Genomic DNA, 23,514 nt, shown 5'->3' with positions numbered 1-23,514 from the left:
TAACTCCAAAATCTACACGGGGCTGTGACGAGACGGTGACGGAAACGTCACCGCTTTGCCTTTACAACGTCGCCTAAAGCTTTCACGAGGCGGGTATAATTTGGAGGCATGTAACCGACTCTTAGAAAGGCCCCCAGACCGTGGCCGAAATCAGGAGAATCGTGGCTACGTTAATTCCTGCGATAGTCGCCAGAATAAGAAGCACTCCCTTACCCCACGGTTTTTTGACCTTTTTCGACTGCTTCCAAAGCAACCACCCGATGATGAAAATCGCCAGCGTCAAAAGTCCAGTCTTCAATGGACTTGAGTAGTCGGCGTACCGCAGCGGCAGCAAAATATTGTTGGTGAAAGAGGCCGTAAGCTGCGCCAACCAGGATGGTTCATTCATCTGCAATACTCCTTACAATGGCAGATTGATTTTTGCAGTTCCTAGATAACTCAAAAATTGAGGCATACAAGTCATCGTGCCGATGCTCGCCTTTTGCGTTTTTGCTGTTCTGGCTTCGCTTCTAACAGCAACCAAATCGCTCGTGAATCTTCGTATGTCGTCACCATGGATTCGTCCAAGCAGTTCCCGCACGTGGACTCTGCGATCTTGATCATGTCCTCCGATGTTTCGCATTCTCCCCGTGTGTACGCCTCAACAATCAGTGCTTGCAGTCGCAGCGGCACTATGCAGCTGTCGCAGCGGCCACGGCCTGTGGCGACTACTGAGTCGAAATCAGCGATACTGAAGTTCATGATAGCCCCTTTCGTTGATGGAACGGGACGGGATCAGAGAAAATGAACAGAAGCAATTCACATATTATTTTGTTTATAATGCCAAACAAAACGTCATCAAGTATTGACAAGGAAATGAATAAAAATGTGCTCTTATGTACGTTAACAGAATTATTCTTAAATTTCCTTGGCGTCAAGGAAGTTGCATCTTCACTTCTCCTTCGGCATCGGGATCGTTTCTCGAAAGAGTATTCTGCCGCTGCGTCTCGTGCAGCCGCAGTATCGCTTGCTCAGCATGCTGCTTGCTCGCTTCCTCCTCCCGTAAACGCTCTTCGCGCCACCGCGCCGCCGCGCGAGAAATTGCCCACAACGTCGCATCAGGAGTGCGAGATCGGCAGTAGCGAATTTCCTTCCAGCCACCCAGCTCTCCTATGCACGCGTCGATCCAGCCGTGATCTTGGTCAGGGAGCATTGTCTTCAGCGCCGCCGCTGCATCGCGGCGCAAGAAATCTTCGCGAAGATGGTCCAAAAGCGTCCAAACATGCGGCGGTTCGTCGGAATAGCGATCCGGCATGCCCGGGACCTTTTCCTTGTAAGTGCGGGCTTTCAGCTTGTGGGGTTCATGGATGCGCGTAAGGTACACAATGTCTTCCCAAGTCAGCCCGTCCATGACTTCAAGATGAGCTTCGCCGGGCCGCGTGGAGCAATCCCAGTAGATGTGTTCAGCGATGTCAAATGGAGGGCGCTCTTCGAATTCGTCCAGCCTCTTCCGTCGCTTTGGGTTTTCCGTGCGTGGTGGTGGCGGCGCGACTGGGACGGGACCGGCCGAAAGGAAAAACGACTGCACTGGCTTTGACTCCAGCAGCAGCAACAAAAGGACGAGCAGCCATCTGCGGCGACGCTCGCGCTCTGCCTGCATCTGGCGGCGGCGTAAGTCGTCCAGCCAACGCCGGATACGTTCGGCAGCGCGGCGCGTCTTGCGGTCTTCTTTTTTGATTTTGCTTCGGTGATCCATTGCATCCTCCAATCAGAGGGATAGTGGCCGGAAGCAATGCAAGGGAGCAGGAAAATAAGTCGGCTAGTCTTCGCTCGTGTGCCGAATTGACCGGTCAAAACCTGCGGTGACGATCAAGGCAGCGAGGTGAGGCAGGCTCCGCGCTCCTGTTTGCTTTTTTACGCGCTCTAGCCGGTGCTCGACGGTGGGGGGGGAGAGGCCCACTGCCGCACCGATTTCCTTTACCGTCATGCCTTCCAGGAGAGCGGTCAAAATCGCTTGATCGGTCGCGTCGATTTCCGGGTTGTTTGCTGGCGTGCCCGACATGAACCTGCCATTAGTGCATACAACCAACCATTGAGGTTGTGTCTCGGCCCTTTGCGGAAGGATAATGCGATCATAGACCACCCGGACCCCGAGCAACTTTGTTTCAACCGCGTCAATTACCGGTCGCGCGGCGCGAATAGCTTTCGTATACGCCGGGAGAACGGAGCTTTCGATATAATCTTGATCCTTGATGTCGCCTAGCCTGCCGCCCTTGAAGACGGAATTGAGGTCCATGATGCGGCTGGTAATACGAGTCTGGCGCACCGGCCGCAGCAGCCATTCCTTCGGTTCGTCCGAATCAGTCTCGATCACCGCTAGGCGCATGCGGATCGTGAGGGATGACATTATTTCAGAATAGATCGCTTCCGGCGCTGCGGGCGTACGAGCGTCTGTGTATAGCCAGGCGTCGATTAATTTTTGGCAGAGAAAGGTGAAGGGCATCGCAGAACCGTTATGAATTGTTGCAACTACATTGGACAGTTCGCTTTGCAGTCACAAGTGGCAGCCTTCGCGTTTCGATCACCGGAAAAGTTGCAGGATCATTTCATGCCCGGAGTTAGCAATTTGGAGGCCGCTGAGGGCCAGTTGTTCCTGGGTTTGCAAAGCCTTCAGCTTCATTGAGGCTTCATCCATCTCAGCATCAACAAGATGTCCTAACCCCTTTGCCACGGTATCCATCAGGCCTTTGTTGAAATCGTCCTGAAGCGCCATCCTCTTCTGAGCCGCTCCGACGACCGACATCCCGTCCGTAACGGCTTGGATTCGCTCGTCCATCTGGTTGATCAGGTGCCCGTAATAATAGTCGCGATCCAAGTTTTCAAAAGCGATTCTGACCTCAGAATTGCGCAATGTATAGATGTTTTCATTCTTCCTCACTTCCCCGCCAGTATCGACGTAGGTCAGAGGAAAGATGATGTTGGCGCTCCAAAGGAAACCGTCGAGATACCCCATGTTTTCGGAGCCGACGTAGTTCCACATGTTATCGACTGTTCGGTTGTAGTTCACCATCACCACGTCTTTGGCATCTATCGACAGGGTCTGTATTTGACCATTGGCATAGCCAACAGTGAATTCAGTCTTCGCACCCGATAGGGCCGGTTCGCTCTTTTCGTTTTTGAGAAGGTTGACACCAGAGAAGCTCGCCGACTCGATAACTGCGTTGATCTGCTGCCAGTGCTGGTAGATCTCGGCGTCCACCTTGGCGACCAGGGAGTCGTCGTAAATCGGATCAGGTTCGTAGTCATACCAGTTCGAAAACCCATCCGTTTTCGGCGGCGGTAGGCTTTTGGCCGTGATCATCAGGTTGCGAATGGCGGTCATTTCTTCTCTGATGTGATCCATGCCAGCGTAGGTAACATCAAGAATTGCGCTCCCGAGCCCGATGCTATCGGAAACCGCGCTCATGGCCGCCCTGTCGGATCGCATTGTAGTTGCAATCGACCAATAGGCGGCATTATCGGCGGCCGTTGCCACACGCATGCCGGAAGAAATCTGCTGCTGCGTCCTGTCGAGATTGCCGCTGATCGACCGGAGAGTTGCGAGAGCAGCCATTGCCCCGTGGTTTGTCTGTATGCTGGTCATGACGAAATCGATGCTCGATGCCGGAACGGGCCTTATGCCTCGCGCGGATCATGGTTCAAAATTCGTTAATGGAGATCGTGGAAACCGAGGGGGAAATCCCCCTCCTGGACGATTCACAGTCCCCATCGCGTCAGAGCCGCTTCCGCAGCGACCGGGTCAGCTTTGATCCTTAGTATCGTCTGCCGAGATAACCCAATTGCCCTGGCAATGAGGGACGCCCCGGCCCCGGCCGCAAGCATCTCCCGAGCCGCATCAAAATCGCCCCGGCTATAACGTACGCATCCGAGGTGGGCCGCCTTGTAGGAATTGTCGGATTTGGCAACGACTGTCCTTATTGACGTCAATAAGGACAGTGCAGCTATGGATCGAGTTGAGATTGTCGATACGGGTCGGCGTCGTCGTTTTAGCAAAGAGATGAAGCTCCAGATTGTCGCGGAGAGTTATTCGGAACCTGGTTTGTGTGCGACGACGGCGCGGCGACATGGAATATCGCGTTCGCAGTTATATGAATGGCGCCGGCTCGCGCGAGCGTGGCAACTGGATGCTGCGTCGCCTGTCGGCGGCTTTGTCCCGGCGCTGCTTGCTCCAGAGGTAAAGCCGGCAGCAGGGTCGTTGCCGACCGCCGGCCGTATGGAGGTTGTCAGCGCCAATGGTCGCCGTGTGATCGTGGACCGCGATGTCGACGTTGAAGCGCTGCTTCGGGTCTTGCGTGGACTGGAGGCGCTGCGATGAATCCGTTTCCGATGGGAACAGGGGTCAAGGTTTGGCTTTCGACGGGCTATACGGACATGCGCTGTGGCTTTCCCTCCCTGGCGCTTCGGGTGCAGGAGGTTCTGCAGCATGATCCGTTGTCAGGGCATCTCTTCGTCTTCAGGGGGCGCAGATCGGATATTTTGAAGATCATCTGGCATGATGGTCTGGGCGCCTGCCTTTTTACCCGGCGACTGGAGAAGGGCCGGTTTATCTGGCCGAATATGGAGGGCGGGGCGGTCGCGATCTCACCGGCGCAATTGTCGTATTTGTTGTCCGGGATCGACTGGCGCAATCCGCAGGAAACCTGGCGTCCGACACGGGTCGGATAGCATTATTACATTGAAAATATTGAGTGAATCTGATCGAATGGCTTCATGACCTCGAAGCCTGTGGATCTTCCTGCGGACCTTGCGAGCGCCTATCTGGCGCTGCTTTCCGAGCGTGAGATGTTGCAGGCTGAACGTGATGTCGTTGTTGCCGAGCGCGATACCGTCGTCGCCGAGCGCGATACCGTCGTCGCCGAACGGGACATTGCGGTGGCGCAAGCCGCCAATGCGCAGGCCATGCTGTCGGACAGTGAGGCCTTGATTGCCAGTCTGGAACTGGCGATCGAAAAGCTGAAGCGCGAACTGCGCGGTCGGCGATCCGAGCGCACGGCGCGCCTGATCGACCAGATGGAATTGCAGCTCGAAGAACTGGTGATGGCGGCGACGGAGGATGAAGCCGCAGCGCAGGCGGCTGCCGCCAAGACCGCGAGCGTACGTTCGTTCACGCGCAAACGGCCGCTCCGAAAGCCGTGGCCGGAGGATATCGAGCGCGAGCGCGTGGTGATCGATCCCCCCGTCACCTGTGCCTGCTGCGGTGGGTCGCGCCTGTCGAAACTGGGCGAGGACGTCACCGAGACGCTCGAGGAGGTTCCGCGCCGGTTCAAGGTGATCGAGACGGTGCGGGAGAAATTTACCTGCCGCGACTGCGAGGCGATCAGCCAGTCGCCGGCGCCGTTCCATGCGACGCCGCGCGGCTTCATCGGTCCTCATCTGCTGGCGACGATCCTGTTCGATAAGTTTGGCATGCATAGCCCGCTCAACCGTCAGAGCACCCGGTTCAAATGCGAGGGCATCGAGCTTTCGACCTCGACGCTGGCCGACCAGGTCGGGTATGGAACGGCCGCGCTGCTGCCGATCTTTGAACTGATCGAGGCGCATGTCTTCGCGGCCGAGCGGCTTTTTGGCGACGACACCACCATTCCCATCCAGGCCAAAGACAAATGCACGACCGGGCGAATATGGACCTACGTGCGCGATGACCGGTCCTACGGCGGCGCGGCAGCGCCGGCGGCGGTATACTATGCTTCGAGCGATCGCCGCGGCGAGCACCCGCAGAAGCACCTGGCCGAGTATGGCGGCATTCTGCAGAGTGATTGTTACAATGGCTTCGAGCCGCTCAGTGTCGCCGAAAAGAAAGCGGTACCGATCACCTTCGCCTTTTGTCATGCGCACGCGCGGCGCAAATTCTTTGAACTGGCCGACATCCAGAAAAATGCCCGCGACCACAACCGCAAGGGCAAGCCGATCTCGCCGATCGCCCTGGAGGCCGTCCAACGGTACGACGCGCTGTTTGAGATCGAGCGCGACATCAATGGATTGAGCGCCGCGGAACGGTTGGCCGCGCGGCAGGAAAAGAGCAAGCCGCTGTTCGACGACATGCACGCGTGGCTGAAAGGGGAGCGCGCCACGCTCAGCAAATCGTCCGAGGTGATCGAGCCGATCGATTACATGCTGAAGCGCTGGGATGGTTTTGCCCGTTTCCTCGAAGATGGCCGGATTTGTCTCACGAACAATGCGGCCGAGCGCGCGCTGAGAGGAATTGCACTCGGGCGCCGCAACTGGACCTTCGCCGGTTCCCAGCGTGGGGCCGATCGAGCCGCCATCATGCTCTCCGTCATCACGACCTGCCGCCTCAACGACGTCGACCCAAAGGCGTGGCTCGCCGATGTGTTCGCCCGCATCGCCGATCTTCCCGCCTCCCGCCTGCACGAACTGTTGCCTTGGCAATGGAAGACACACCAAGGGACGGCTATTGCGGCGGCCGCGTAAACAGCTCCCGGAACAACGCTTGCGAACGCTCCAGGCCTTCATCGGTCAGGATCAATGACTTCGACTTGTTGACTGGGTCGGCGATCAAGCCCTTCTTGTGAAGCCTATCCGTCGTTGCCCAGTCGAAGCCCTTCCAGGCGCAACGCTCGTTGTGCAGCGTCAGCCATAACAGCGCCAAAACCGCATCGTCGATCTTGTCCTCATCGATCTCCATGAGCCGACATTACCACGCGCGGCGCTCAAAATCCTGCGGCCCTGCTCGGATGGATACGCTATAACTGGGTTTTTTGCCGGGATACTTCCGTCTGTCACGCTTAGCCGCCTCAATGCCAGCCTTCTGCGCTTCCTTCGAGACCTCCGCCTGCGCTTGTGCCATTGCAGCCATGAACGAAATGAGGCTGTCGCGAACCGCCTGCTGCATGGAGTCTGCGGACGAGCCGTCAAACGTCATTCCGTTAATAACCGTCCGGATGACGGCACCTTGCCGCATGAAATGGCGAATCGTATCTGTGACATCCCGGTAATTTCGGCCGAGGCGGTCCACCCAGCGAACAACTAGCGTGTCGCCCGCCCTGAGTTTATCGAACAGGCGTTTGCCCTGGGGACGCTCTGCAAGGCTCGTGCTGACACCCGATACTCCATGGTCGGCAATGATTTCATCAATGACGAAACCGGCAGCGCTGGCCTGGGCGATTTGGTGATCAAGGTTTTGTTCTGCCGTGGAAACACGAGCGTAGAGGATGATGGACATTGGGTCTCCGGACTGTCCGATTGGATCATGTCCAGAGCCTCGGCTGTCCGGATGCAAGGAACAACCCTTGCGGACGCGATCCCGGCCGGTGCTGCAATCGCCCGTAAGGGCATACCTAAATGGCTTTTACCTCTCTCTCTAGCAGTCGGAATCTATCCCTTACTTCCTCTCCAGAATAAAATTCGAGGAGGTCTTCCTTCGTGAACTGTCCATCTTTCAGGAACTTCGCCATATATCTCTGATTAAACTCCATCGACAACATGCTTTTGTCGAGCTGCATCAAAATCTTTTTGCAGTTTTCAATATTTGAGTTCACCAACGATTTAACACTCAGAGCTTCATTAATGTCCTTGATGATTCTATTGACAATAATAGCCATGATGTCTTTGTCGAACTGGATAGATTTTGCATTGATCGCTATATCTCGCGCCAACATATAAGCTATCGTAAGATTCCGGTAATCGCCTTTGAGCGAGTCTATGATGGCAACGAACCCTATCGCCGGAATATACCTCACGTCTTGAACAGCGGATAAGATACCACCGTCGACCAGAGACGCATCGAAAACAATAATGCCAACCCTGCCGTCGCGGTTCGCTTGAGCCTCAATGAGCTGACTCCAGGCAGTGTCGCTTTTCTTAGTGAAGATATCTTTTGTTTGAATATCTCCAAGTCGAATGCCTTTATCAAACTTGCACTCGATAGCAATTTTAATATCGTCACTGCCATCAATGTAACAAACGATATCGCCAGTCTTGTTTTTATGTAGATTGCCTGCTGCGTTTCCCGTCAGTTCAACCCTATCAGAAAGGCGACGCTCGGAAAGGAAGGCAGAAAGGTATTCGGCTATCTCCTCTTCAGCGAGATTACCCTTCACCGACGACTTGAAGAAAAGCTCCTTCTTCATGTCGAAAATCAGCTTAAGACTTTCCAACTCCGTCCCTAGTTCATTGGACGTTTTTGCAAGGAAGGATGATATCCGATCTTCCATAAGAGCCAGAACGCCGATGTAAAGGGCCCTATGGAGCTTCTCGTCTCGGTCAGCGGCAGGGAGATTATCGAAGAAACTAAAGAGTATCTGATTTTCGACTTCAAATGAACTCACTTGAAGTCGCTTCGTCTGGTGATTCAGAGTTACAATTGGCATTTCTAAACTTTGCTGTAGCGATAAACGCCCTTGATGTGTGCCGCGAGGTACTGTCCCTTTGAGTCAGCCTGTTCGAATTCTTTGCTGACGTGCGAAGGAATATCGTAGTATTCGTAAATGCCACCATTTTGAAACGCGACTTCCAATGTGTAGGTAGACTCATTGTACCTAATTGAATGAATGTTTGACGATTCAAATGGAGAGTAAGTATGCCACGTCATTGCTTCTGCTCCTCTTCAACTTGTCGAATAATGCGAGGGTTTTGCTGCCGCCAAACTAGAACGAATTCGTCATAATTCGGGTTTTCTTCCATTGAAATATTCCAGCCACCTGGAATCATCGACAGTTCAGGAGCCAGATCATCGCACACCACTGGGTCTTGGCTGTCGGGACGTTGATCTTTTGGTGGGGCTTGGATCAGTGTTCGCATCGGCAGCCCGACAGCTTCGCCTAATATGATGGCCTCACCCGTTCTCAAAATCGGAAGCATGTTTGTCAATCCCTCCAGATTGTCCGTCAACACACTTGTGATGTGGGAGCGGTCGGTTGCGTTGCTAAGCCTTAACGCAAAGAACGTACCGCATTGCGACAAAATCGTGGGGTTGATTTCTGAGGGGCGCTGGCTGACGATCATCGCGCCGATACCATACTTCCGTCCCTCTTTCACAATTCGCTGGACAATTGACGAAGCTGCCCCGTGGAAATTGTCATTCAAGTATGTGTGAGCCTCCTCCATAACAATCAACAGGGGCCGTTCCCTGCCACCCTGCGATAGGTTACGCGCCCAGAACAAGGCGTCGTAAAGCACCCGAAGCAGGATGCCGATGATGTCATTCATCAGCGTTGTCGGCACTCCCGACAGATCAAGGATCGTAACTGGCCTGGCACTACCGAGCCAGCTTTGCATCAGCTCGGCCAGATCGGCCTCAAGCTCACCGTCTTCCTTCGGCTGCCACTTTCCTGGCCTGAGCACGAAATCGAACCGAGAAATTCGCAGCTTTGCGCCTAAACTATCGAGTTGCGCTCGTATGTTGAGGGGGTCAGGCAACCAATTAATCTTCTCGGGGTCGTCCTTCACAGATTTCGGCTTGCGAAACCTTGGGGGAACGCCCTTGTCTGCATCTCCGACTAAATCGTCGCCAGCCGCATTCTTCTCGTACGCCCAATTGGCACGGATGGGCGTTTTTCCACCGTCCGAATAGTACGTGCCAAACTCAAGACAATAGAGATCATACCAAAGGCGGTTGAGGGAAAACGGGATCGGGCTATCGACGCTCAGATTATCAAGAGTGATGCCTGGCTGCGGATATTTTTGGAGGGTGTCCGTCTTTAGCTGGATTATCCTCTCCATGATAACATTCTTCGCCTTGCCATCAGACGGTAAGCTGCCGAATGTCACCCCTAGCAGCTCATCAAAACTCATCGCCCAGAATGGAATCTGGAGCGGCCTCTCGTGATTGTTGCGGGGGTCCGGATTGACCTTGTAGATGTTCGCGCGATCACCGAGCGCCTTTGAATACTCGCCATGGATATCCAGAACCACTATTCTGGCCGATGGAAAGCGACTGGTGTCCGCTAGGGCGTTTAGAAGGCCAGCTACCGTAGTTGACTTGCCTGACCCGGTCGTGCCGACAATTGCAGAGTGTCGCGTGACGAGTTTGTTGATATCCACCAAAGCTTCAATGGACTCACTGCCAGCAATGTGGCCCACCTTAACGAGATGGTGCTGCTCCGCCTTTCTGCCATAAATAGAAGCCAGGTCGTTTTCAGATACGAGATGAACCTCGTCTTCGATGGTCGGGTACTGCGAAATCCCGCGTTGGAACTTTCCGCCCTTGTATCCCTCCCCAATCAGCTGAACTTTGATCCATCTATGCCCGTTGGGCATCTCGGCGGCCATGCTTTCAGGGACTGCGCTGGCACCCACCTGCGAGACAATTCCGAAAAGCTCAACGTACCCGATAGGGATTTTCACGAAACTCCCTACCTGACCAATTCGATATCCCTGTCCATTTACAAAACTTAGACCCGAGAACTGATTTCCTTGAAGAGTTACGCTGACGGACGTTCCGCTGACATCCTGCACCGTTCCTAGCAGGGTGGCTTGGCTTGCGAGTTTATCCATTGGCGTCGTCACCGGCCGCAGTGATATTTCGGAGCAAGTTTCCAAACTGCATGAAGTCTCCGAGCTTCAGCTCGCACGTTTCCCCCTTTTCATCAGGAACAACGATGCCGCCCGGCAAGGGGAACGGTAGATCGGAATATTTCCATTTGCCTGAAGTACGACCAACAATAGCGCCGTCGAAGGCAAGGACGCTTAAGTTTGGCGTGCCAAGTCCGCATGTTCTAGCTTGTCCGTACTTCTCGTCATTCAATTGACCAAACAAGAGCGCGAATACATGCGCAGTCGGATTAGACGCCAATGTTCGGCAAATCACATCGTTGATATGCTCATCACCAAATGAATAGCCGGACATAAACAATATAGATGAAGGCCTGAGCAAGAATTCCTTTAGCCTATCTAACATTGCCAAGTATGGCATCTTCCGGCTTTGATCATATTTCAAATGTGACGGATATATTAGATGCTTCTGACCTTCGGTGGGTTGATCGGACCTGACGACGTTGTTCGTTTTATCTATTTGCCAGTTAAGCGATCCATGGATTTTCCAAAGACGTGACCATCGTGGCGGAAGATCACCTTCGTTTTCCACCGCCCCTAAATCGAAGAACGCTCGCCGGGTGCCGATAAAGCCGTCAAAGTACGGCGCAGAAGACTCCTCAAGAGCCTGCTCAAGTAGCAGGTCATAGTTAGTCGTAAAGATGTGAACAGGCTGCTCTCGTTTGATAGACCGGGTCCAAACAGCCAGATTGTGGTACGGAGTCTTCGAGTTAGGCAGCTCTTGATCTACTACCTTGGAAATTATTGTACAAATATCTTTATCTAAATTCGATAACTGGTCGGCAGTGAGGTCTCTGACAGTGCCTTTTCCGGCCACGCTCGCCAGCAATCTTATTTGTGTGAGCACGTGCTCAATATTCTTGTCGTTGCCGCCATCCTGCCGAACAAGGCTGATTACTCGGTCCCAGGTCGTTAGATTGTCGGAGTTAGCGCCTTTTAGCTTCTCATTGATAATCCCTGTGAGGCCAACAACATCCGGGATCAGTGCATCCGAGACAACCTTATCGCCCTCTTCACGCTGATTTACTCGAACCGAGAGGGGACACCCAGCGCCAATAAAGAAGCCGAGATGCTTCCTATTTTGCGAGAGCGCTTGCTGGACATAGCTTACTTGCCTGACAACGTCGTGAGTGGTCATCTAATGCCTTCGCGTCTGTGTCGGAATCACATTCCCTGAATACAGGCGATACATAGCACGCCCGTTATTGGGGATGAATACTGTCCGCTCAACTACAAATATGGATACCGTGTTATCCAACGCTGAACGTGGTTGGCGATCTGTAGGGCTTGTGCAAAGCCATGAAAGGAATTTGTTCCATACATATAGCTCAAGCTTATGCGAATTCGCGTCTCTGCCTGAAAATCGCAATTTCAATCCAAATTCGCGTGTTCTTGCCAATTCGCCACCAATTTGCCCACCCAGAACCGCATGACCGCAAAAGTAGAACTCGGTGAAAATACATCCAAAAGTCAAGCGGCAACATGCAATTGCCTTTGTAGGCTCAGTTCTCGCGACGCCTCGAATCTGATTAACGTGTGGCACAACCAGAGATCAGCGAGACTATGGAACCTAAAGATTTCATTCAGAAGTGGTCAAACTCCTCGCTTAAGGAGCGTGCTGCCGCCCAAGAGCATTTCTTGGACCTTTGCCGGTTACTTGGCGAACCCACACCCGCCGAAGCTGATCCATCAGGTCTCGACTACGGATTTGAGGTGGGCGCTACCAAGACCACCGGCGGAAAAGGATTCGCCGATGTCTTTAAACGGGGCTACTTCGCCTGGGAATACAAAGGAACGAAAGCAAACCTCGACACTGCCTTCGCACAGCTACAGCGATATGCGGTCGCACTCGACAATCCACCTCTACTAGTAGTTTCAGACATCGGGAGCGCTATCCGCATCCATACCAATTGGACGAATTCCATTTCCAAGGTTTACGAGATTTCGATCTCTGACTTGGGAGATACCGAAAAGCGGGCTTGGCTCAAGGCTGTCTTCTCCGATCCGGATGCTCTTCGACCCAAAAAGACCCGTCAGCAACTGACGGAAGAGGTTGCAGGTGATTTTGCTAAACTCGCCCGTTCACTACGAGAGCGCGGGCATGCACCGGAACCCGTAGCACATTTCATCAACCGCTTGGTCTTCTGCATGTTTGCCGAGGACGTTAAGCTGTTACCAGATAGCATCTTTTCCAGAATGTTGGACCGGGCGTTGGAAGAGCCGGGAGAATTCGAAGCATTTGCCCGCGATTTGTTCATCGCAATGAAGGGGGGAGGCCGCGTCGGATTTGAGCGAATTGCTTGGTTCAATGGCGGGTTGTTTGATGATGATCTGGTGATTTCCCTTACGAGGAGCGAAATCAAAATCGTTCGCGATGCTGCTGCTCAATACTGGGGCGATATTGACCCTTCTATTCTCGGCACGCTTTTTGAACGCGGTCTCGATCCTGATAAACGAAGCCAGCTGGGCGCTCATTATACTGACCGCGAAAAGATCATGATGATTATCAATCCGGTCGTCGTTGAGCCTCTTGCGCTGGAGTGGGAAATAGCCAAAACGAAAATCGCGGCACTTATGGAGAATGCATCCGCAGGAAAAGGCGGAGCGAAAACCAAGTCAAAAAATCAGGCCCAAGCCGTACTGGATGGCTATTTAAAGCGTCTAGCGGATTTCCGCGTTCTTGATCCGGCATGCGGATCGGGCAATTTTCTATATCTCGCATTACGAGCATTGAAGGATATGGAGCACAGGGCTCAGGTCGAGGCCGAAGCACTGGGACTTCCGCGCAGTTTTCCACGCATAGGACCAGAGGTAGTAAACGGTATCGAACTGAACCCTTATGCGGCGGAATTAGCAAGAGTATCTGTGTGGGTTGGCGAAATACAATGGATGTTAAAGAACGGCTTTGCCGCGAGTCAGAATCCGATTTTGAAGCCACTCAATAACATCGAGTGCCGCGATGCCCTAATGAGCCTCGTCGAAGATGATGGGATTGAAAAATGGGAAGAAGCGGATTGGCCGGAGGCGGAGGCAATTATCGGGAATCCTCCATTTCTCGGTAGACGCAGCCTGCGAAGAGACCTCACGGATGCTTATGTCGACGTCCTCTACCGTGTTTATAGCGGTCAGGTACCACAAGATGCTGACCTAGTAGCCTATTGGGTAAAGAAGGCGGAAAAGGCAATTGCGTCGGGAGGGTCGCAGCGAGCGGGCCTGGTCACAACTAATTCAATCAGAAGTGGCGCTAATAGACGTGTCCTCGAAGACATCCTGAAAAGCTCTACGCTGTTGGCAGCTTGGCCGGACGAGCCGTGGACAAATGAGGGTGCTGCCGTGCGCGTTTCAATTGTCGTGTTCGGGCGAGCGTCTCAAGGCCAAATCCCACAGATTAACGGCACGCCGGTTGCAGCGGTGAATCCTGATCTCACCGGAAGTGCGATAAACTTCGCAAGCAGCCGGAGATTATCTCAGAATATTGGAGTATCTTTCATAGGAATCCAAAAGAACGGTCCATTCGACATCGATGGAGCCACGGCGCGTCAGTGGTTACAGCAGCCGTTGAACGTGAATGGGCGACCCAACGCAGACGTCATTCGTCCTCAGCTAAGTGGAACTGATGTCGCTCGGGAACGCTTGCGCGACCGGTGGATCGTCGACTTTGGCCATCGCACCGGAATGGTCGAGGCATCAATGTTTGAGAAGCCGTTCAGCTTCGTCGAGAAATTCGTTAAGCCGACAAGAGCCGAGACTAAGCGCCGCTGGCGTCGTGAGAATTGGTGGCTGTTTGGGGAGACGATGCCTGCCTTTCGGGCAAGCGCACTCACATTGCCACGATATATCGGAACCAGCCTGACATCCCGCCACAGGATTTTCATTTGGGTTTATCCTCCGGTCATCGTCGACAGCACCATGGTCGCAATTGCACGAGATGATGCCACGAGCTTCGGAATTCTCCACTCAAGAATACATGAACTGTGGAGCCGAAGACTGGGCAATTGGATGGGAGTGGGGAACGATTCGCGTTACACGCCCACCACTACATTTGAAACCTTCCCCTTTCCTAACGGGCTCACGCCCGATGTCCCTGCTGCCAACTACTCTGATGATGCTCGGGCGAGGAAGATTTCGGAAGCGGCGAAACGTCTGGATGAACTGCGCGAGAACTGGCTGAACCCACCGGACCTCGTGAGGCGCGAGCCAGAGGTAGTCACTGGATACCCAAGTCGGATCGTTCCTGTTAACGAAAAAGCGGCAATTTTGTTGAAGAAACGAACGCTCACAACATTGTACAACGAGCGTCCCACATGGCTTGACCACGCCCATAAGGCGATAGATGACGCTGTGGCGGAGGCGTACGGATGGCCTACTGATCTCGCCGACGAAGAAATTCTTGATTGCCTATTTGCGCTCAATCAAGCGCGTTCGTAAGCCAGGCTTGGATTGGATTTGGCGGATGAGTGAGGAAAATGTTGACATGTCCGAGCTTTCACGTACACAGGAACAAGCTCGAAAACGTATCCAAACGCCTTATAAGACTTTGTTTTCGTTTCTAATCTAGGCTTGCGCCCGATGTGCCCGCTTCCTCCCTCCGGGCCCACCAATGTCTCTCTAACAATTTGATTTGTCAGTTGAATGTTGGAGATTGTTGGCTCAACGGAGCGGACCCGGACAACCGCGCCAAGAACAATTGCGTGCTTTCGTGCTTTCGTCCTACTGTAGGCGAGTGATTCGGTTCGCTTTAGCGTACGGCTTTACGGAGAGGATTGCTCGATGGCGACGGCACAAGTACGTGTCAAACAGTCTGGCACGCGGGAGCTTAATTCGAAACCTGCAGAGGTTGCGCCCGCCCGCAGCGACACGCCACTAAATTTTAAGGTTCCGCTCGATTCCCGCCGCGAATTCAAAACCTATGCTGCTCAGTACAATAAGAAATTGAAGCGGCTTCTATTTGAAGCTTTTGCTGCGTAGAAAGCCAAAAATGATTGAGAGCAGGCCGCCAGCGGCCCGTGCCGGTTTTCCCATGGCGCGCGAGACCAGCGGGTTTTAGATTATGACTTCCGAAATCGATAACGACGCCACAGCAGACCTCCTCGCAACTGCTTACAAGCAACTCGGTTTTGACCAGGGCGTATTGCTGCCTGCTACTGCCAATCCGCAGGCTTCCGTGCTGCACGATTGGGTCAATAAAGGCGACTGGCAAACTCTTGCCGCTCAGGTTGGGGCTGAGAAGGTTTTCTTCGTGGATCATGAGCCCGTCGTGGTGTTCGCCAAGACAGCCGACACAACACCTGCCGCTCTTCGGGCGTTCTATGAACGCGTTTGGTGCATGTCCAGACCACAGTTGTTGTTCCTTGCCTGCCCCGGCGAGTTGCTTGTTCTCGACCTCACCAAAGCGCCACCTAAGCCAGAGGAAGCAATTAGTGATCGCTCCCGCTTGATCGCAGTGGCAAGGTCCATTGCCGACATTCAAACCAAGCTTGCTGAATACCATCGCGAACGTATCGAAACCGGTCTCGTGTTCGGTGAGGAGCGTTTCTCAAACTCCTTGAACAGGTCCGATCGCGCGCTCATTCGCGATCTAAAAACTGTGCGACAGCAACTGGCAGCCGTGAGCGCGAGCGGCTACTTCCAGAAGCCGACCCTTCGCGATCTTCACTCATTGATTGGGCGAGCGATATTTATCCGTTATCTCGAAGACCGCAAGATTCTTACTCCCGCCTATTTCGAGAACGTGGCCGCTCGTCGCGAGGAATGGGCCAAATTGCTCGCGCAACGGCCTTCCGCTCCAGCCGTAGAACCTCGACTAGCTGAAAATCGCTTCTTACGAGTCTTGCAAGACAAGGAGTTCTCGTATGCGCTGTTCGATCAGATGGCGGTCGACTTCAATGGTGATACGTTCCCGATCAATGATGATGAACGTGAGCGTATACAACAGGGGCATTTGGACCAACTCAGGGGATTTCTTCTCGGTAACACGACGACCCAAGAAGAGCTTTTTTTCTTCGCCTACCGTTTTGATGTCATACCAATTGAGCTGATCAGCACGATCTACGAAGAATTCTACAATGAGCGTGAGGGCAAAGACCGGAATAAAGGGTCGCACTATACCCCGCCTGCACTTGTGGATTTCGTTCTTGCCCAGACGCTGACACCGGATGTGCTTTCGCAAAGGCCGCGTGTAATCGATCCTGCATGCGGATCGGGCATTTTTCTTGTCGAATCGTTTAGGCGAATGGTGCGCCACCTACAAGCCGAGCAGGGAGGGCATAGGATCAGCCGTCCGCAGCTACGTAAAATTTTGCGCGAGCAGATTGCCGGTATAGACATCAATGAGGAGGCTGTGCGCGTTGCAGCGTTTAGCCTGTATCTCGCGTTCCTGCACTATCAATCGCCGCGCGAAATCAACGATGAGCGAAGGCTGCCTTATCTCAAGTGGGTCGCGCAGGACGAGCGCATGAAGCGCGAGCAGAAAAATCCGGATGCTCATTTCTTCGACATTTTATTGGATGCCAATTCCTTCGATGTGATTTCAGGCAAATACCCTGCCGATGTGACAAAGCGTTTCGGGAGTGGCTCGGCGTCAGTGGTCGTCGGCAACCCGCCGTGGGGCTATCCGAAGAAAGAAGACGAAGAAGGCCGCAAGGCAATGACGGCTACGACAGCTTGGTGTCAGGCCAACGAAGGCCGCCCACTCGGCGACAAGGAGCTTTCGCAGGCCTTCATTCACCTGACCATGGCATTGCTGCGTTCGGGAGGCAAAGCGGGGTTGCTCGTATCGTCCGGTGTCTTCTTTAAGCATCACGAGAATAGCCGCCAGTTCCGTCGTGTTTGGTTGGGTTCGGCAAAACTCACACATGTCGTCAATTTTGCGCATGTACGACATATCTTTTTCTCTGGCGTCCAGCGCGAGGCTCAAGGCATTTCACCATTCGTGTCAGTCGTTTTCGAGAAAATGAAGGTCAATTTGAAGCGCGATGATGTGCGTTTCCCGTACTGGTCCGCCAAGCGCACGGCCGTGGTTGCCAATACCCAAGCCGTTGTTCTTAGCCGGGGCGACATGCACTGGCTTTCGCAACGGGATTGCCTCGAAAACGAGAAGCTCTGGAAGATTTATTGGTGGGGTGGCCACCGCGATGAGGCTTTAGTTAGAAAGCTTGACGCCCATCAGCGCCTTTTTGAGTTGCCCGCCAAGCTCCCCCGTGTGACGCTCACGGCGGGGCGAGGTTTCGAAGTCTTGAGTACAGGGTCAGACAGTGACTGGCTGACGGAATACAAGGAGCTTCCGTCAAAGAAACTGGTAAAATACGGCCCCCAATCTTTGGCTTCGCTGCAGGCGGTGCCAAGCAAAGTGTATCGTAGAGGGCAGCGCGATATCTACAGCGGGCGGAGATTGTTAGTTGGTCGCGGCATCAAGGGAAGTGGATATATTACTTCTCGCTTCGAGACGGAAACGTTCTGCTTTAAGAACTCGATACATGGAGTTCGCTTCCAAGGTTTAGAGGAGTGGGAAGAAGCCGTTATAACAGCTGTCTTTTGGTCATCGCTTGCCCGCTATTACTATTTCACGACCATAGGTTCGTGGGGATTTTGGCACGATGAAATCCATCTGGATCATGTTCAGGACATGCCGATTTCGTTTCCTGAAAGCGCCGAGCTGCGCGATCGAATCGTCGAAGTAGTTAGACAGCTTCAAAATCTTGATATGGGCCCCGATGATTTTCCGCTGGGTTCGGCCCCAGCGCTCGCGAAATTGCCGGGATTGGAGCAGTAACTCGATGATGCCGTCTTCGATCTTTATAAACTCTCCTCCGGGGAAAGAGACCTGATCCGCGACATGTGCAGTATCGGTTTCGAGCTCTTCTACGGGAAAGAGACTAGTAAAGCTCTTAGCAGGGTCTCGATGCCGGAGCACGATAGAGGGACTGTCGCAAACCTCGCGCAACCGGATGAGGGGCTTACCTCGTATCTACGCACCTTCGTCGAGATTTGGAATGCGGAATTGGACATCGACTCCGAGTTTCATTGGCGCGTACTGTCACCCCCGTCTGATGCGCCGCTAATCGCCGTGTCTTTCACGCCTCACTACAAAAACGATCATGTAGCGACTCTTGGCGATAACGAGGAGCAGGCATGGCGCGAAGTGCTCGCGAGGCTAGACGGCGTGTCGCTAAATCCAATTGAACGATCCAGAATTTTTATAGACAGTTTCTACCGCTATGTGAGCGATCGCGAAATACTCTTCATCAAGCGAAATGAGCGACGGTTCTGGACTCGCACGGCAGCTCGGGAAGACGCGGAATCCGCGCTCACGTTCCTTATGAATTCTCAATCTGTGGATGTCGCATAATGCATGCTGCCGTTCCGCGCATACGGGCGAACCAACTGTGGCGTTCACGCGAAGCCAAGTGCCTTAGGATTATCAGCCACGCCCTTGATATTTTCCGGCAGCGCGAGACGTTTCCTGAACCCGAGATCGAACTCAACCGAGAATTTTATTTTTGCCTCATTGCGGCTAGCCGGGAACTTTACCCGGAGGACGAAGTCGCGCCTGTCACCGAATGCTGCAACCAGCCGGACCCGGATGACGGAGCCCGTGCTCGCCGGGAGCAGAAGCGTCCAGATTTTCAATGGATTTATCTTGATCGATACGAAGCTGACCCTCAGCGCAGCAGTAAGCAGTTCGTAGTCGAGTGTAAGCGCCTGGGCGATCCGCCGAGAGCTGATTGGGTTTTAAATCTTAATTACATCGAACATGGCATTGCGCGCTTCAAGCATCCCGATTGGGCTTATGCCAAACGCGCCGAGAGTGGAGCTATGATCGGCTACATCCAAAGCATGACGCCCCACGATATCCTGACCGATGTCAACACCGAATGTCAGGACAAGTCGTTCCCGGACCTAACGCCTGAAGGCGCTTGGGTGCCCGGGGGGACAACCGTAAGCGCCGTCTCCGCCCCATTGGATAGGCTGTATTTTGAGGCTGGCCGGGCGTGCGAGAAGGTTTCCAGGGCTATCTGGAGATTTGCATGGCAGATGATGGATTTGTTGGGCGCTACGAAGTTGTCGAGCCGCGCCGCGGAAACCGGCGTTGGCCAGATGATGTGAAGGCGCGGATCGTGGCGGAAAGCCTTGAGCCTGGTGTTCGAGTTGTTGATGTCGCGCGCCGTCATGACGTTGTTCCGCACCAGCTTTCCTTGTGGCGCCGGCAAGTGCGCGAGGGCATTCTGACGCTGCCTTTTGAGTCTATGCCGGGCCTGTCGGAGAGCGGCGATGCCGAGCCTGCATTTGTGCCTTTGGCGATTGCGGCAGAGCCGAGCGAGGCGGTGAATGTTTTGGCGCCGCCGAAACTGCGGGAGGCGGTTTCGTCAGTCTTGACGCTCACGATCGGCCCGGACGTTGTGATGCGGGTTCCCGGCGATGTGCCGGTTGAACGTGTGGCCGCTCTGGTGCGCGCCATGCGAGGGACGGCATGATCGTCGCGGGCCAACGACTGCCGATCCTGATTGCAACGCGGCCGGTGGACTTCCGCTGCGGGCATCAGGCGCTGGCTCTGATGGTGCAGACCGAGTTGAAGCTCGACCCGCATTCCGGGGTGACGGTGATCTTCCGGTCGAAGCGCGGTGATCGTCTGAAAATCCTGGTATGGGATGGCACCGGCATGGTGCTGACCTACAAAATTCTTGAACATGGAAGCTTTGCCTGGCCCAAGGTGCAGGATGGGACGATGCGTCTTTCCAGGGGGCAATACGAAGCGTTATTCGAGGGGCTCGACTGGCGGCGAGTCATGGCGCAACGGGTGATCGCGCCGTCGGCGGCAGGGTGAATATCCCGCTGCCTTGCATTGTTTTATTTGGATTTTTTGTGCTGCCTTGCTATAAGACCGCATGTCGTCGCCCCTTGATCTCAGCCTGTTTCCGGACCTTCCGCCAGAGGTGGTGAAGGCGTTTGCGGCGATGCAGTTCGAACTGTCGGTCGAGCGTGCTGCACGCCAGCATGAGCAGGCTGTGGTTGCCGAAAAGGACGCCTTCATCACCGAGCTGAAGGAACTGATCGAGAAGCTTGAGGGGCAGGTTCACGACTATCGGCGCACGAAGTTCGGGCCGAAATCGGAAAAGCTCGATCCGGCGCAGATGGAACTGGCGCTGGAAGACCTTGAAACGGCGATTGCCGAAACACAGGCGCGGATCGCCGCCGTCGAGAAAAAGATCGAAGCCAGCGCATCCGATCCGGACAAGGCCGCTCCTCGCAAGGAGCGTAAGGCCCGTGCACTGCCCGAACACCTGCCGCGGGTCGAGAGAGTGATCGAGCCCGAGAGCATCGTTTGTCCCTGCGGTTGCGGCAACATGGTTCGGATCGGCGAGGATCGGACGGAACGGCTCGACCGGATTCCGGCACGCTACGAGGTGATCGTCACGATCCGCCCGAAATACGCCTGCCCCAAGGGTCGAACGGGCGTCATCCAGGCCAGAGCGCCAGCGCATCTGCTGGAAGGGAGCTGGCCGACGGAAGCCCTTCTGGCTGAGATTGCCGTCTCCAAGCATTCCGAACATATGCCGCTCAACCGGCAGGCCGAGGTCATGGCGCGACACGGGGTGCCGATAGACCGCACGGTCCTGGCCGATTGGATGGGGCGCACGGGCAGCGAAATCGCACCGGTGGTCGACCACATGGCAAAACGGCTGCTGTGGGAAAGCACGCGGCTCTATGTCGACGAGACCACGGCTCCGGTGTTGGATCCGGGGCGAGGCAAGACGAAGACCGGCTATCTCTGGGCCGTGTTGCGTGACGATCGCGGCTGGAATGGCTCCGCGCCGTCGGGCGTGGTGTTCCATTATCGACCTGGGCGTAAAGGCGAATATGCCGCTGAAATCCTCGACGGGTTCAACGGCACAATCCAGGTGGATGCCTACGGTGGTTACTCTCACCTCGCCACGTCGGACCGGATGGGTGGCGATCCCTTGAAGCTGGCTTTCTGTTGGGCGCACGGGCGCAGAAAGCTGATCAAGGCCACGCCAAAGAGTGGATCGCCCATCGTCGACGAGGCGCTGGTGCAGATCGCCGCGCTCTACAAGATCGAAGACAGTATCCGGGGCTCAGATCCCGAACATCGCCGGGCAGTTCGACAGGACCTGTCCCTCCCGCTGGTGGACGAGTTCTTCACCTGGCTGGCAGCGCAAGCCAAGCGCGTCTCACGCAAGTCTGACCTCGGAAAAGCCCTGGCCTATATGCTGACGCGGCAGGACGGCTTCCGGCTGTTTCTGGGCGACGGCCACGTCGATATCGACTCCAACCTGGTGGAAAACGCGATCCGCCGACCCGCCATGAACCGCCGCAATGCGCTCTTTGCGGGGCACGATGAAGGGGGCCGCAATTGGGCCCGGTTTGCCAGCCTGATCGGCACTTGTAAAATGAACGGCGTTGAGCCCTACGCCTATCTGTGCGACCTCTTCACCCGCCTCGCAAACGGCCACCTCGCCAAAGACATCGATGCCCTGATGCCATGGGCCTATGCCGCCCGCATCAAGGCCTTACAATGAGCTCGTCAGGTACTCTTCGGTGAGCTCATTTGACGGCCCGTAGATCAACCTCAGATCGCTGCAACTGAAAAAGCGATGGGGCGTGGACGTCGCATACGGACAACCCAGCTAAATCATGCTTTTGAGCGAAGTTTCGACGTTTCGCCGATTAGACTACATCACTTCTGGATCGACCTACGGGTACAGCCATGACAACGGTCCAGTTGAGCGAGTTCACTTGCAGGCAAGTTGCGACCGCCAGCTTTCTCCGCTGCTGAATTAGAGGAGGACTCCAAGCTTCCGGACAAAACTTGAAACCGGATGCACAGATCAAATAGCTCGTGGTTCCAACAATGCCCGTCTTCGCCGAAAGCGGCTAGGCAGATAGGCAAAAAAATGCCCGCAGGACGCGGGCAGTTTTGGAGTGGGCGCATACGCTCAAACATGTTGCGCCTGGCACCAAGGTGGCCGTCAGAGGTCAACGAACTGTAAATGCGCGGTGGCAAAAAATAAGGAATGGGGCGGTACTTGTGTTCCGATGCCCTGCCGCTTGACTGGTCGGCGCGATGGATGGGGCGGCTTTGCCGCCGATTTTCCGCTTTCGCTCGAAATATTTCCGTACGAACCATTCGGCGATGCTGTTCCCCGCATACCACCGGGCGTGGTAGCCGGCGGGGTGGCTGATGGCGGGTGGCTCCGCCTTCGCGCCGTCTATCAGGCAAGCGTTTGGTTTTCCTGTTTTGTCTTGCCGATCCTCGTGCCGACGCGCCAGCGCGGTGCGCGGCTAATCGCCAGCCGCACTTGGCATTTGGATCAGCGTCTTAGCTGCAACCTCTGGAAGAAATCACTAAGAAAGAAAGTGTTAATTTAAGCAATTTATAATGGAAGAGGGGTTGAACATTGCCGCCATATACCCCAAAGGAGGCACCGGGCGGCCATGGCCGCTAATTCGAAAGGATGCTTATGCGAGATAAGACCGCATGTGCCGGCGCGCGCCGCACCACCATTTCGGGTTTCAAGTATCTCGTACCGACCGCTTCCATTCTTGGCCTTCTGCTGCTTTCCGCCGGCTGCTCGTCGACGGTGATCGGTGAAACGCCGCTGTTCGCCTCAAGCCATTCCAGCGCCTATGCCAGCCCTTCGGTGAAGCTCCGGAAGGAGGAGAAGCAGTTGCAGGTTGCCGAGGCCGATGAGCATGTGGTCGCGCCGCAGCCCGTGAAGAAGAGCGCCGCCGCCTATCTGGGTCGCGCTCCCTATATCTGCTCGCCGAGCGGTTTCGGCCGTACGTCGCACTGCTTCCTGAGAGCTTCGCTCTAACGGGACTGTCTCCGTTCGAGTTTGCGTAATTCCAGTGCGGTGAGGCCGCTGGGGATCGTCTGGGGAGCGGCCGGTTCCCTCCTTGGCGGTGACTTTCCGACTGCCGCATGCGTGACGTGTCCGGTTTCAT

At 54.7% G+C, this 23,514-nt stretch carries 22 protein-coding genes and 1 pseudogene; 12 read left to right on the top strand and 11 right to left on the bottom strand.

Features of this window, described 5'->3' with window-relative positions; genetic code table 11:
- Window positions 1-121 precede the first annotated feature (121 nt).
- The 5 genes from QM996_RS11475 to QM996_RS11455 all read right to left on the bottom strand — a co-directional run bounded on the left by QM996_RS11475 (window position 122) and on the right by QM996_RS11455 (window position 3,966).
- Complete coding sequence (locus tag QM996_RS11475) at window positions 122-388, bottom strand: hypothetical protein (RefSeq protein WP_500267584.1); 267 nt, start codon at window positions 386-388, stop codon at window positions 122-124.
- A gap of 525 nt (window positions 389-913) precedes the next feature.
- Window positions 914-1,735 (bottom strand): hypothetical protein, encoded by an 822-nt coding sequence (locus QM996_RS11470; protein ID WP_500267583.1) that lies wholly within the window; start codon window positions 1,733-1,735, stop codon window positions 914-916.
- A gap of 63 nt (window positions 1,736-1,798) precedes the next feature.
- Entirely contained in the window at window positions 1,799-2,482 is a 684-nt protein-coding gene (locus QM996_RS11465) for a helix-turn-helix transcriptional regulator (RefSeq protein WP_500267582.1), read from the bottom strand.
- A 78-nt stretch (window positions 2,483-2,560) separates the two neighbouring features.
- Entirely contained in the window at window positions 2,561-3,622 is a 1,062-nt protein-coding gene (locus QM996_RS11460) for a flagellin family protein (RefSeq protein ID WP_500267581.1), read from the bottom strand.
- 113 nt (window positions 3,623-3,735) lie between these two features.
- Window positions 3,736-3,966, bottom strand: coding sequence for a helix-turn-helix domain-containing protein (locus tag QM996_RS11455; RefSeq protein ID WP_500267580.1), 231 nt, complete (start codon window positions 3,964-3,966; stop codon window positions 3,736-3,738).
- 16 nt (window positions 3,967-3,982) lie between these two features.
- On the opposite strand from QM996_RS11455, the gene tnpA (QM996_RS11450) reads away from it, so the two are divergent.
- The 3 genes from tnpA (QM996_RS11450) to tnpC (QM996_RS11440) are packed head-to-tail and all read left to right on the top strand — an operon-like array spanning window position 3,983 to window position 6,471.
- Complete coding sequence (gene tnpA, locus QM996_RS11450) at window positions 3,983-4,354, top strand: IS66-like element accessory protein TnpA (RefSeq protein ID WP_291165244.1); 372 nt, start codon at window positions 3,983-3,985, stop codon at window positions 4,352-4,354.
- Window positions 4,351-4,704, top strand: a complete 354-nt coding sequence (gene tnpB / locus QM996_RS11445; protein WP_042779359.1) for an IS66 family insertion sequence element accessory protein TnpB — start codon at window positions 4,351-4,353, stop codon at window positions 4,702-4,704. Before tnpA (QM996_RS11450) ends, tnpB (QM996_RS11445) begins: the two co-directional genes overlap by 4 nt.
- A 45-nt stretch (window positions 4,705-4,749) precedes the next feature.
- Complete coding sequence (gene tnpC, locus QM996_RS11440) at window positions 4,750-6,471, top strand: IS66 family transposase (protein ID WP_334197011.1); 1,722 nt, start codon at window positions 4,750-4,752, stop codon at window positions 6,469-6,471.
- Here tnpC (QM996_RS11440) and QM996_RS11435 read toward each other — a convergent pair.
- From QM996_RS11435 to QM996_RS11410, 6 genes and pseudogenes are all read right to left on the bottom strand, one after another.
- Window positions 6,452-6,685, bottom strand: a complete 234-nt coding sequence (locus QM996_RS11435; RefSeq protein WP_334197012.1) for a DUF6429 family protein — start codon at window positions 6,683-6,685, stop codon at window positions 6,452-6,454. The two genes, tnpC (QM996_RS11440) and QM996_RS11435, sit on opposite strands and share 20 nt — an antisense overlap.
- A gap of 60 nt (window positions 6,686-6,745) precedes the next feature.
- Window positions 6,746-7,222, bottom strand: a pseudogene (locus tag QM996_RS11430) (recombinase family protein); the annotation flags it as partial.
- 115 nt (window positions 7,223-7,337) lie between these two features.
- The gene (locus QM996_RS11425) at window positions 7,338-8,327 is read right to left on the bottom strand and encodes a hypothetical protein (protein ID WP_500267579.1); all 990 of its coding nucleotides are present in this window, start codon (window positions 8,325-8,327) and stop codon (window positions 7,338-7,340) included.
- Between the two features lie 44 nt (window positions 8,328-8,371).
- Entirely contained in the window at window positions 8,372-8,590 is a 219-nt protein-coding gene (locus QM996_RS11420) for a KTSC domain-containing protein (protein ID WP_500267578.1), read from the bottom strand.
- Complete coding sequence (locus QM996_RS11415) at window positions 8,587-10,494, bottom strand: ATP-binding protein (protein ID WP_500267577.1); 1,908 nt, start codon at window positions 10,492-10,494, stop codon at window positions 8,587-8,589. The genes QM996_RS11420 and QM996_RS11415 overlap by 4 nt, the downstream gene beginning before the upstream one ends.
- On the bottom strand, window positions 10,487-11,689 hold the full coding sequence (locus QM996_RS11410; protein WP_500267576.1) for an SIR2 family NAD-dependent protein deacylase: 1,203 nt from the start codon (window positions 11,687-11,689) through the stop codon (window positions 10,487-10,489). Before QM996_RS11410 ends, QM996_RS11415 begins: the two co-directional genes overlap by 8 nt.
- Before the next feature lie 425 nt (window positions 11,690-12,114).
- Between QM996_RS11410 and QM996_RS11405 the strand changes: the two genes are divergently transcribed.
- The 9 genes from QM996_RS11405 (at window position 12,115) to QM996_RS11365 (ending at window position 23,384) form a co-directional block, all read left to right on the top strand.
- Window positions 12,115-14,979, top strand: coding sequence for a class I SAM-dependent DNA methyltransferase (locus QM996_RS11405; RefSeq protein ID WP_500267575.1), 2,865 nt, complete (start codon window positions 12,115-12,117; stop codon window positions 14,977-14,979).
- Between the two features lie 342 nt (window positions 14,980-15,321).
- Entirely contained in the window at window positions 15,322-15,519 is a 198-nt protein-coding gene (locus QM996_RS11400; RefSeq protein WP_500267574.1) for a hypothetical protein, read from the top strand.
- A gap of 82 nt (window positions 15,520-15,601) precedes the next feature.
- The gene (locus QM996_RS11395; RefSeq protein WP_500267573.1) at window positions 15,602-18,322 is read left to right on the top strand and encodes an HsdM family class I SAM-dependent methyltransferase; all 2,721 of its coding nucleotides are present in this window, start codon (window positions 15,602-15,604) and stop codon (window positions 18,320-18,322) included.
- 129 nt (window positions 18,323-18,451) lie between these two features.
- Window positions 18,452-18,898: a hypothetical protein gene (locus tag QM996_RS11390; protein WP_500267572.1), complete on the top strand. Its 447-nt coding sequence runs from the start codon at window positions 18,452-18,454 to the stop codon at window positions 18,896-18,898.
- On the top strand, window positions 18,898-19,656 hold the full coding sequence (locus QM996_RS11385) for a hypothetical protein (protein ID WP_500267571.1): 759 nt from the start codon (window positions 18,898-18,900) through the stop codon (window positions 19,654-19,656). The genes QM996_RS11390 and QM996_RS11385 overlap by 1 nt, the downstream gene beginning before the upstream one ends.
- Window positions 19,578-20,024 carry an IS66-like element accessory protein TnpA gene (gene tnpA / locus QM996_RS11380; protein WP_094513458.1) on the top strand — a complete coding sequence of 149 codons (447 nt, stop codon included), beginning with the start codon at window positions 19,578-19,580 and terminating at the stop codon, window positions 20,022-20,024. The genes QM996_RS11385 and tnpA (QM996_RS11380) overlap by 79 nt, the downstream gene beginning before the upstream one ends.
- A complete protein-coding gene (tnpB, locus tag QM996_RS11375) occupies window positions 20,021-20,374 on the top strand; it encodes an IS66 family insertion sequence element accessory protein TnpB (RefSeq protein WP_047637286.1) in 354 nt (117 codons plus the stop codon). The genes tnpA (QM996_RS11380) and tnpB (QM996_RS11375) overlap by 4 nt, the downstream gene beginning before the upstream one ends.
- Window positions 20,375-20,435: 61 nt before the next feature.
- Window positions 20,436-22,088 carry an IS66 family transposase gene (gene tnpC / locus QM996_RS11370; RefSeq protein WP_500267570.1) on the top strand — a complete coding sequence of 551 codons (1,653 nt, stop codon included), beginning with the start codon at window positions 20,436-20,438 and terminating at the stop codon, window positions 22,086-22,088.
- Window positions 22,089-23,030: 942 nt separating this feature from the next.
- The gene (locus QM996_RS11365; protein ID WP_500267569.1) at window positions 23,031-23,384 is read left to right on the top strand and encodes a hypothetical protein; all 354 of its coding nucleotides are present in this window, start codon (window positions 23,031-23,033) and stop codon (window positions 23,382-23,384) included.
- Window positions 23,385-23,514: the final 130 nt, after the last annotated feature.

The sequence above is a fragment of the Sinorhizobium chiapasense genome, assembly GCF_045277575.1.
GTDB classification, from domain to species: Bacteria; Pseudomonadota; Alphaproteobacteria; order Rhizobiales; family Rhizobiaceae; genus Ensifer; species Ensifer chiapasense_A.
Note: the sequence above shows the minus strand (reverse complement) of the source record. Positions and strands in the feature narration are given on the sequence as shown.

Excerpts from the sequence above, each read along its gene's own strand:
- QM996_RS11410 (WP_500267576.1), bottom strand. The coding sequence starts at position 11,689 with ATGACCACTCACGACGTTGTCAGGCAAGTAAGCTATGTCCAGCAAGCG.
- QM996_RS11400 (WP_500267574.1), top strand. The coding sequence starts at position 15,322 with ATGGCGACGGCACAAGTACGTGTCAAACAGTCTGGCACGCGGGAGCTT.
- tnpA (WP_094513458.1), top strand. The coding sequence starts at position 19,578 with ATGGCAGATGATGGATTTGTTGGGCGCTACGAAGTTGTCGAGCCGCGC.
- tnpC (WP_500267570.1), top strand. The coding sequence starts at position 20,436 with ATGTCGTCGCCCCTTGATCTCAGCCTGTTTCCGGACCTTCCGCCAGAG.
- tnpB (WP_047637286.1), top strand. The coding sequence starts at position 20,021 with ATGATCGTCGCGGGCCAACGACTGCCGATCCTGATTGCAACGCGGCCG.
- QM996_RS11385 (WP_500267571.1), top strand. The coding sequence starts at position 18,898 with ATGCATGCTGCCGTTCCGCGCATACGGGCGAACCAACTGTGGCGTTCA.
- QM996_RS11390 (WP_500267572.1), top strand. The coding sequence starts at position 18,452 with ATGCCGGAGCACGATAGAGGGACTGTCGCAAACCTCGCGCAACCGGAT.
- QM996_RS11420 (WP_500267578.1), bottom strand. The coding sequence starts at position 8,590 with ATGACGTGGCATACTTACTCTCCATTTGAATCGTCAAACATTCATTCA.
- QM996_RS11475 (WP_500267584.1), bottom strand. The coding sequence starts at position 388 with ATGAATGAACCATCCTGGTTGGCGCAGCTTACGGCCTCTTTCACCAAC.
- tnpA (WP_291165244.1), top strand. The coding sequence starts at position 3,983 with ATGGATCGAGTTGAGATTGTCGATACGGGTCGGCGTCGTCGTTTTAGC.
- QM996_RS11465 (WP_500267582.1), bottom strand. The coding sequence starts at position 2,482 with ATGCCCTTCACCTTTCTCTGCCAAAAATTAATCGACGCCTGGCTATAC.
- QM996_RS11405 (WP_500267575.1), top strand. The coding sequence starts at position 12,115 with ATGGAACCTAAAGATTTCATTCAGAAGTGGTCAAACTCCTCGCTTAAG.
- tnpC (WP_334197011.1), top strand. The coding sequence starts at position 4,750 with ATGACCTCGAAGCCTGTGGATCTTCCTGCGGACCTTGCGAGCGCCTAT.
- QM996_RS11365 (WP_500267569.1), top strand. The coding sequence starts at position 23,031 with ATGCGAGATAAGACCGCATGTGCCGGCGCGCGCCGCACCACCATTTCG.
- QM996_RS11435 (WP_334197012.1), bottom strand. The coding sequence starts at position 6,685 with ATGGAGATCGATGAGGACAAGATCGACGATGCGGTTTTGGCGCTGTTA.
- QM996_RS11415 (WP_500267577.1), bottom strand. The coding sequence starts at position 10,494 with ATGGATAAACTCGCAAGCCAAGCCACCCTGCTAGGAACGGTGCAGGAT.
- tnpB (WP_042779359.1), top strand. The coding sequence starts at position 4,351 with ATGAATCCGTTTCCGATGGGAACAGGGGTCAAGGTTTGGCTTTCGACG.
- QM996_RS11460 (WP_500267581.1), bottom strand. The coding sequence starts at position 3,622 with ATGACCAGCATACAGACAAACCACGGGGCAATGGCTGCTCTCGCAACT.
- QM996_RS11395 (WP_500267573.1), top strand. The coding sequence starts at position 15,602 with ATGACTTCCGAAATCGATAACGACGCCACAGCAGACCTCCTCGCAACT.
- QM996_RS11470 (WP_500267583.1), bottom strand. The coding sequence starts at position 1,735 with ATGGATCACCGAAGCAAAATCAAAAAAGAAGACCGCAAGACGCGCCGC.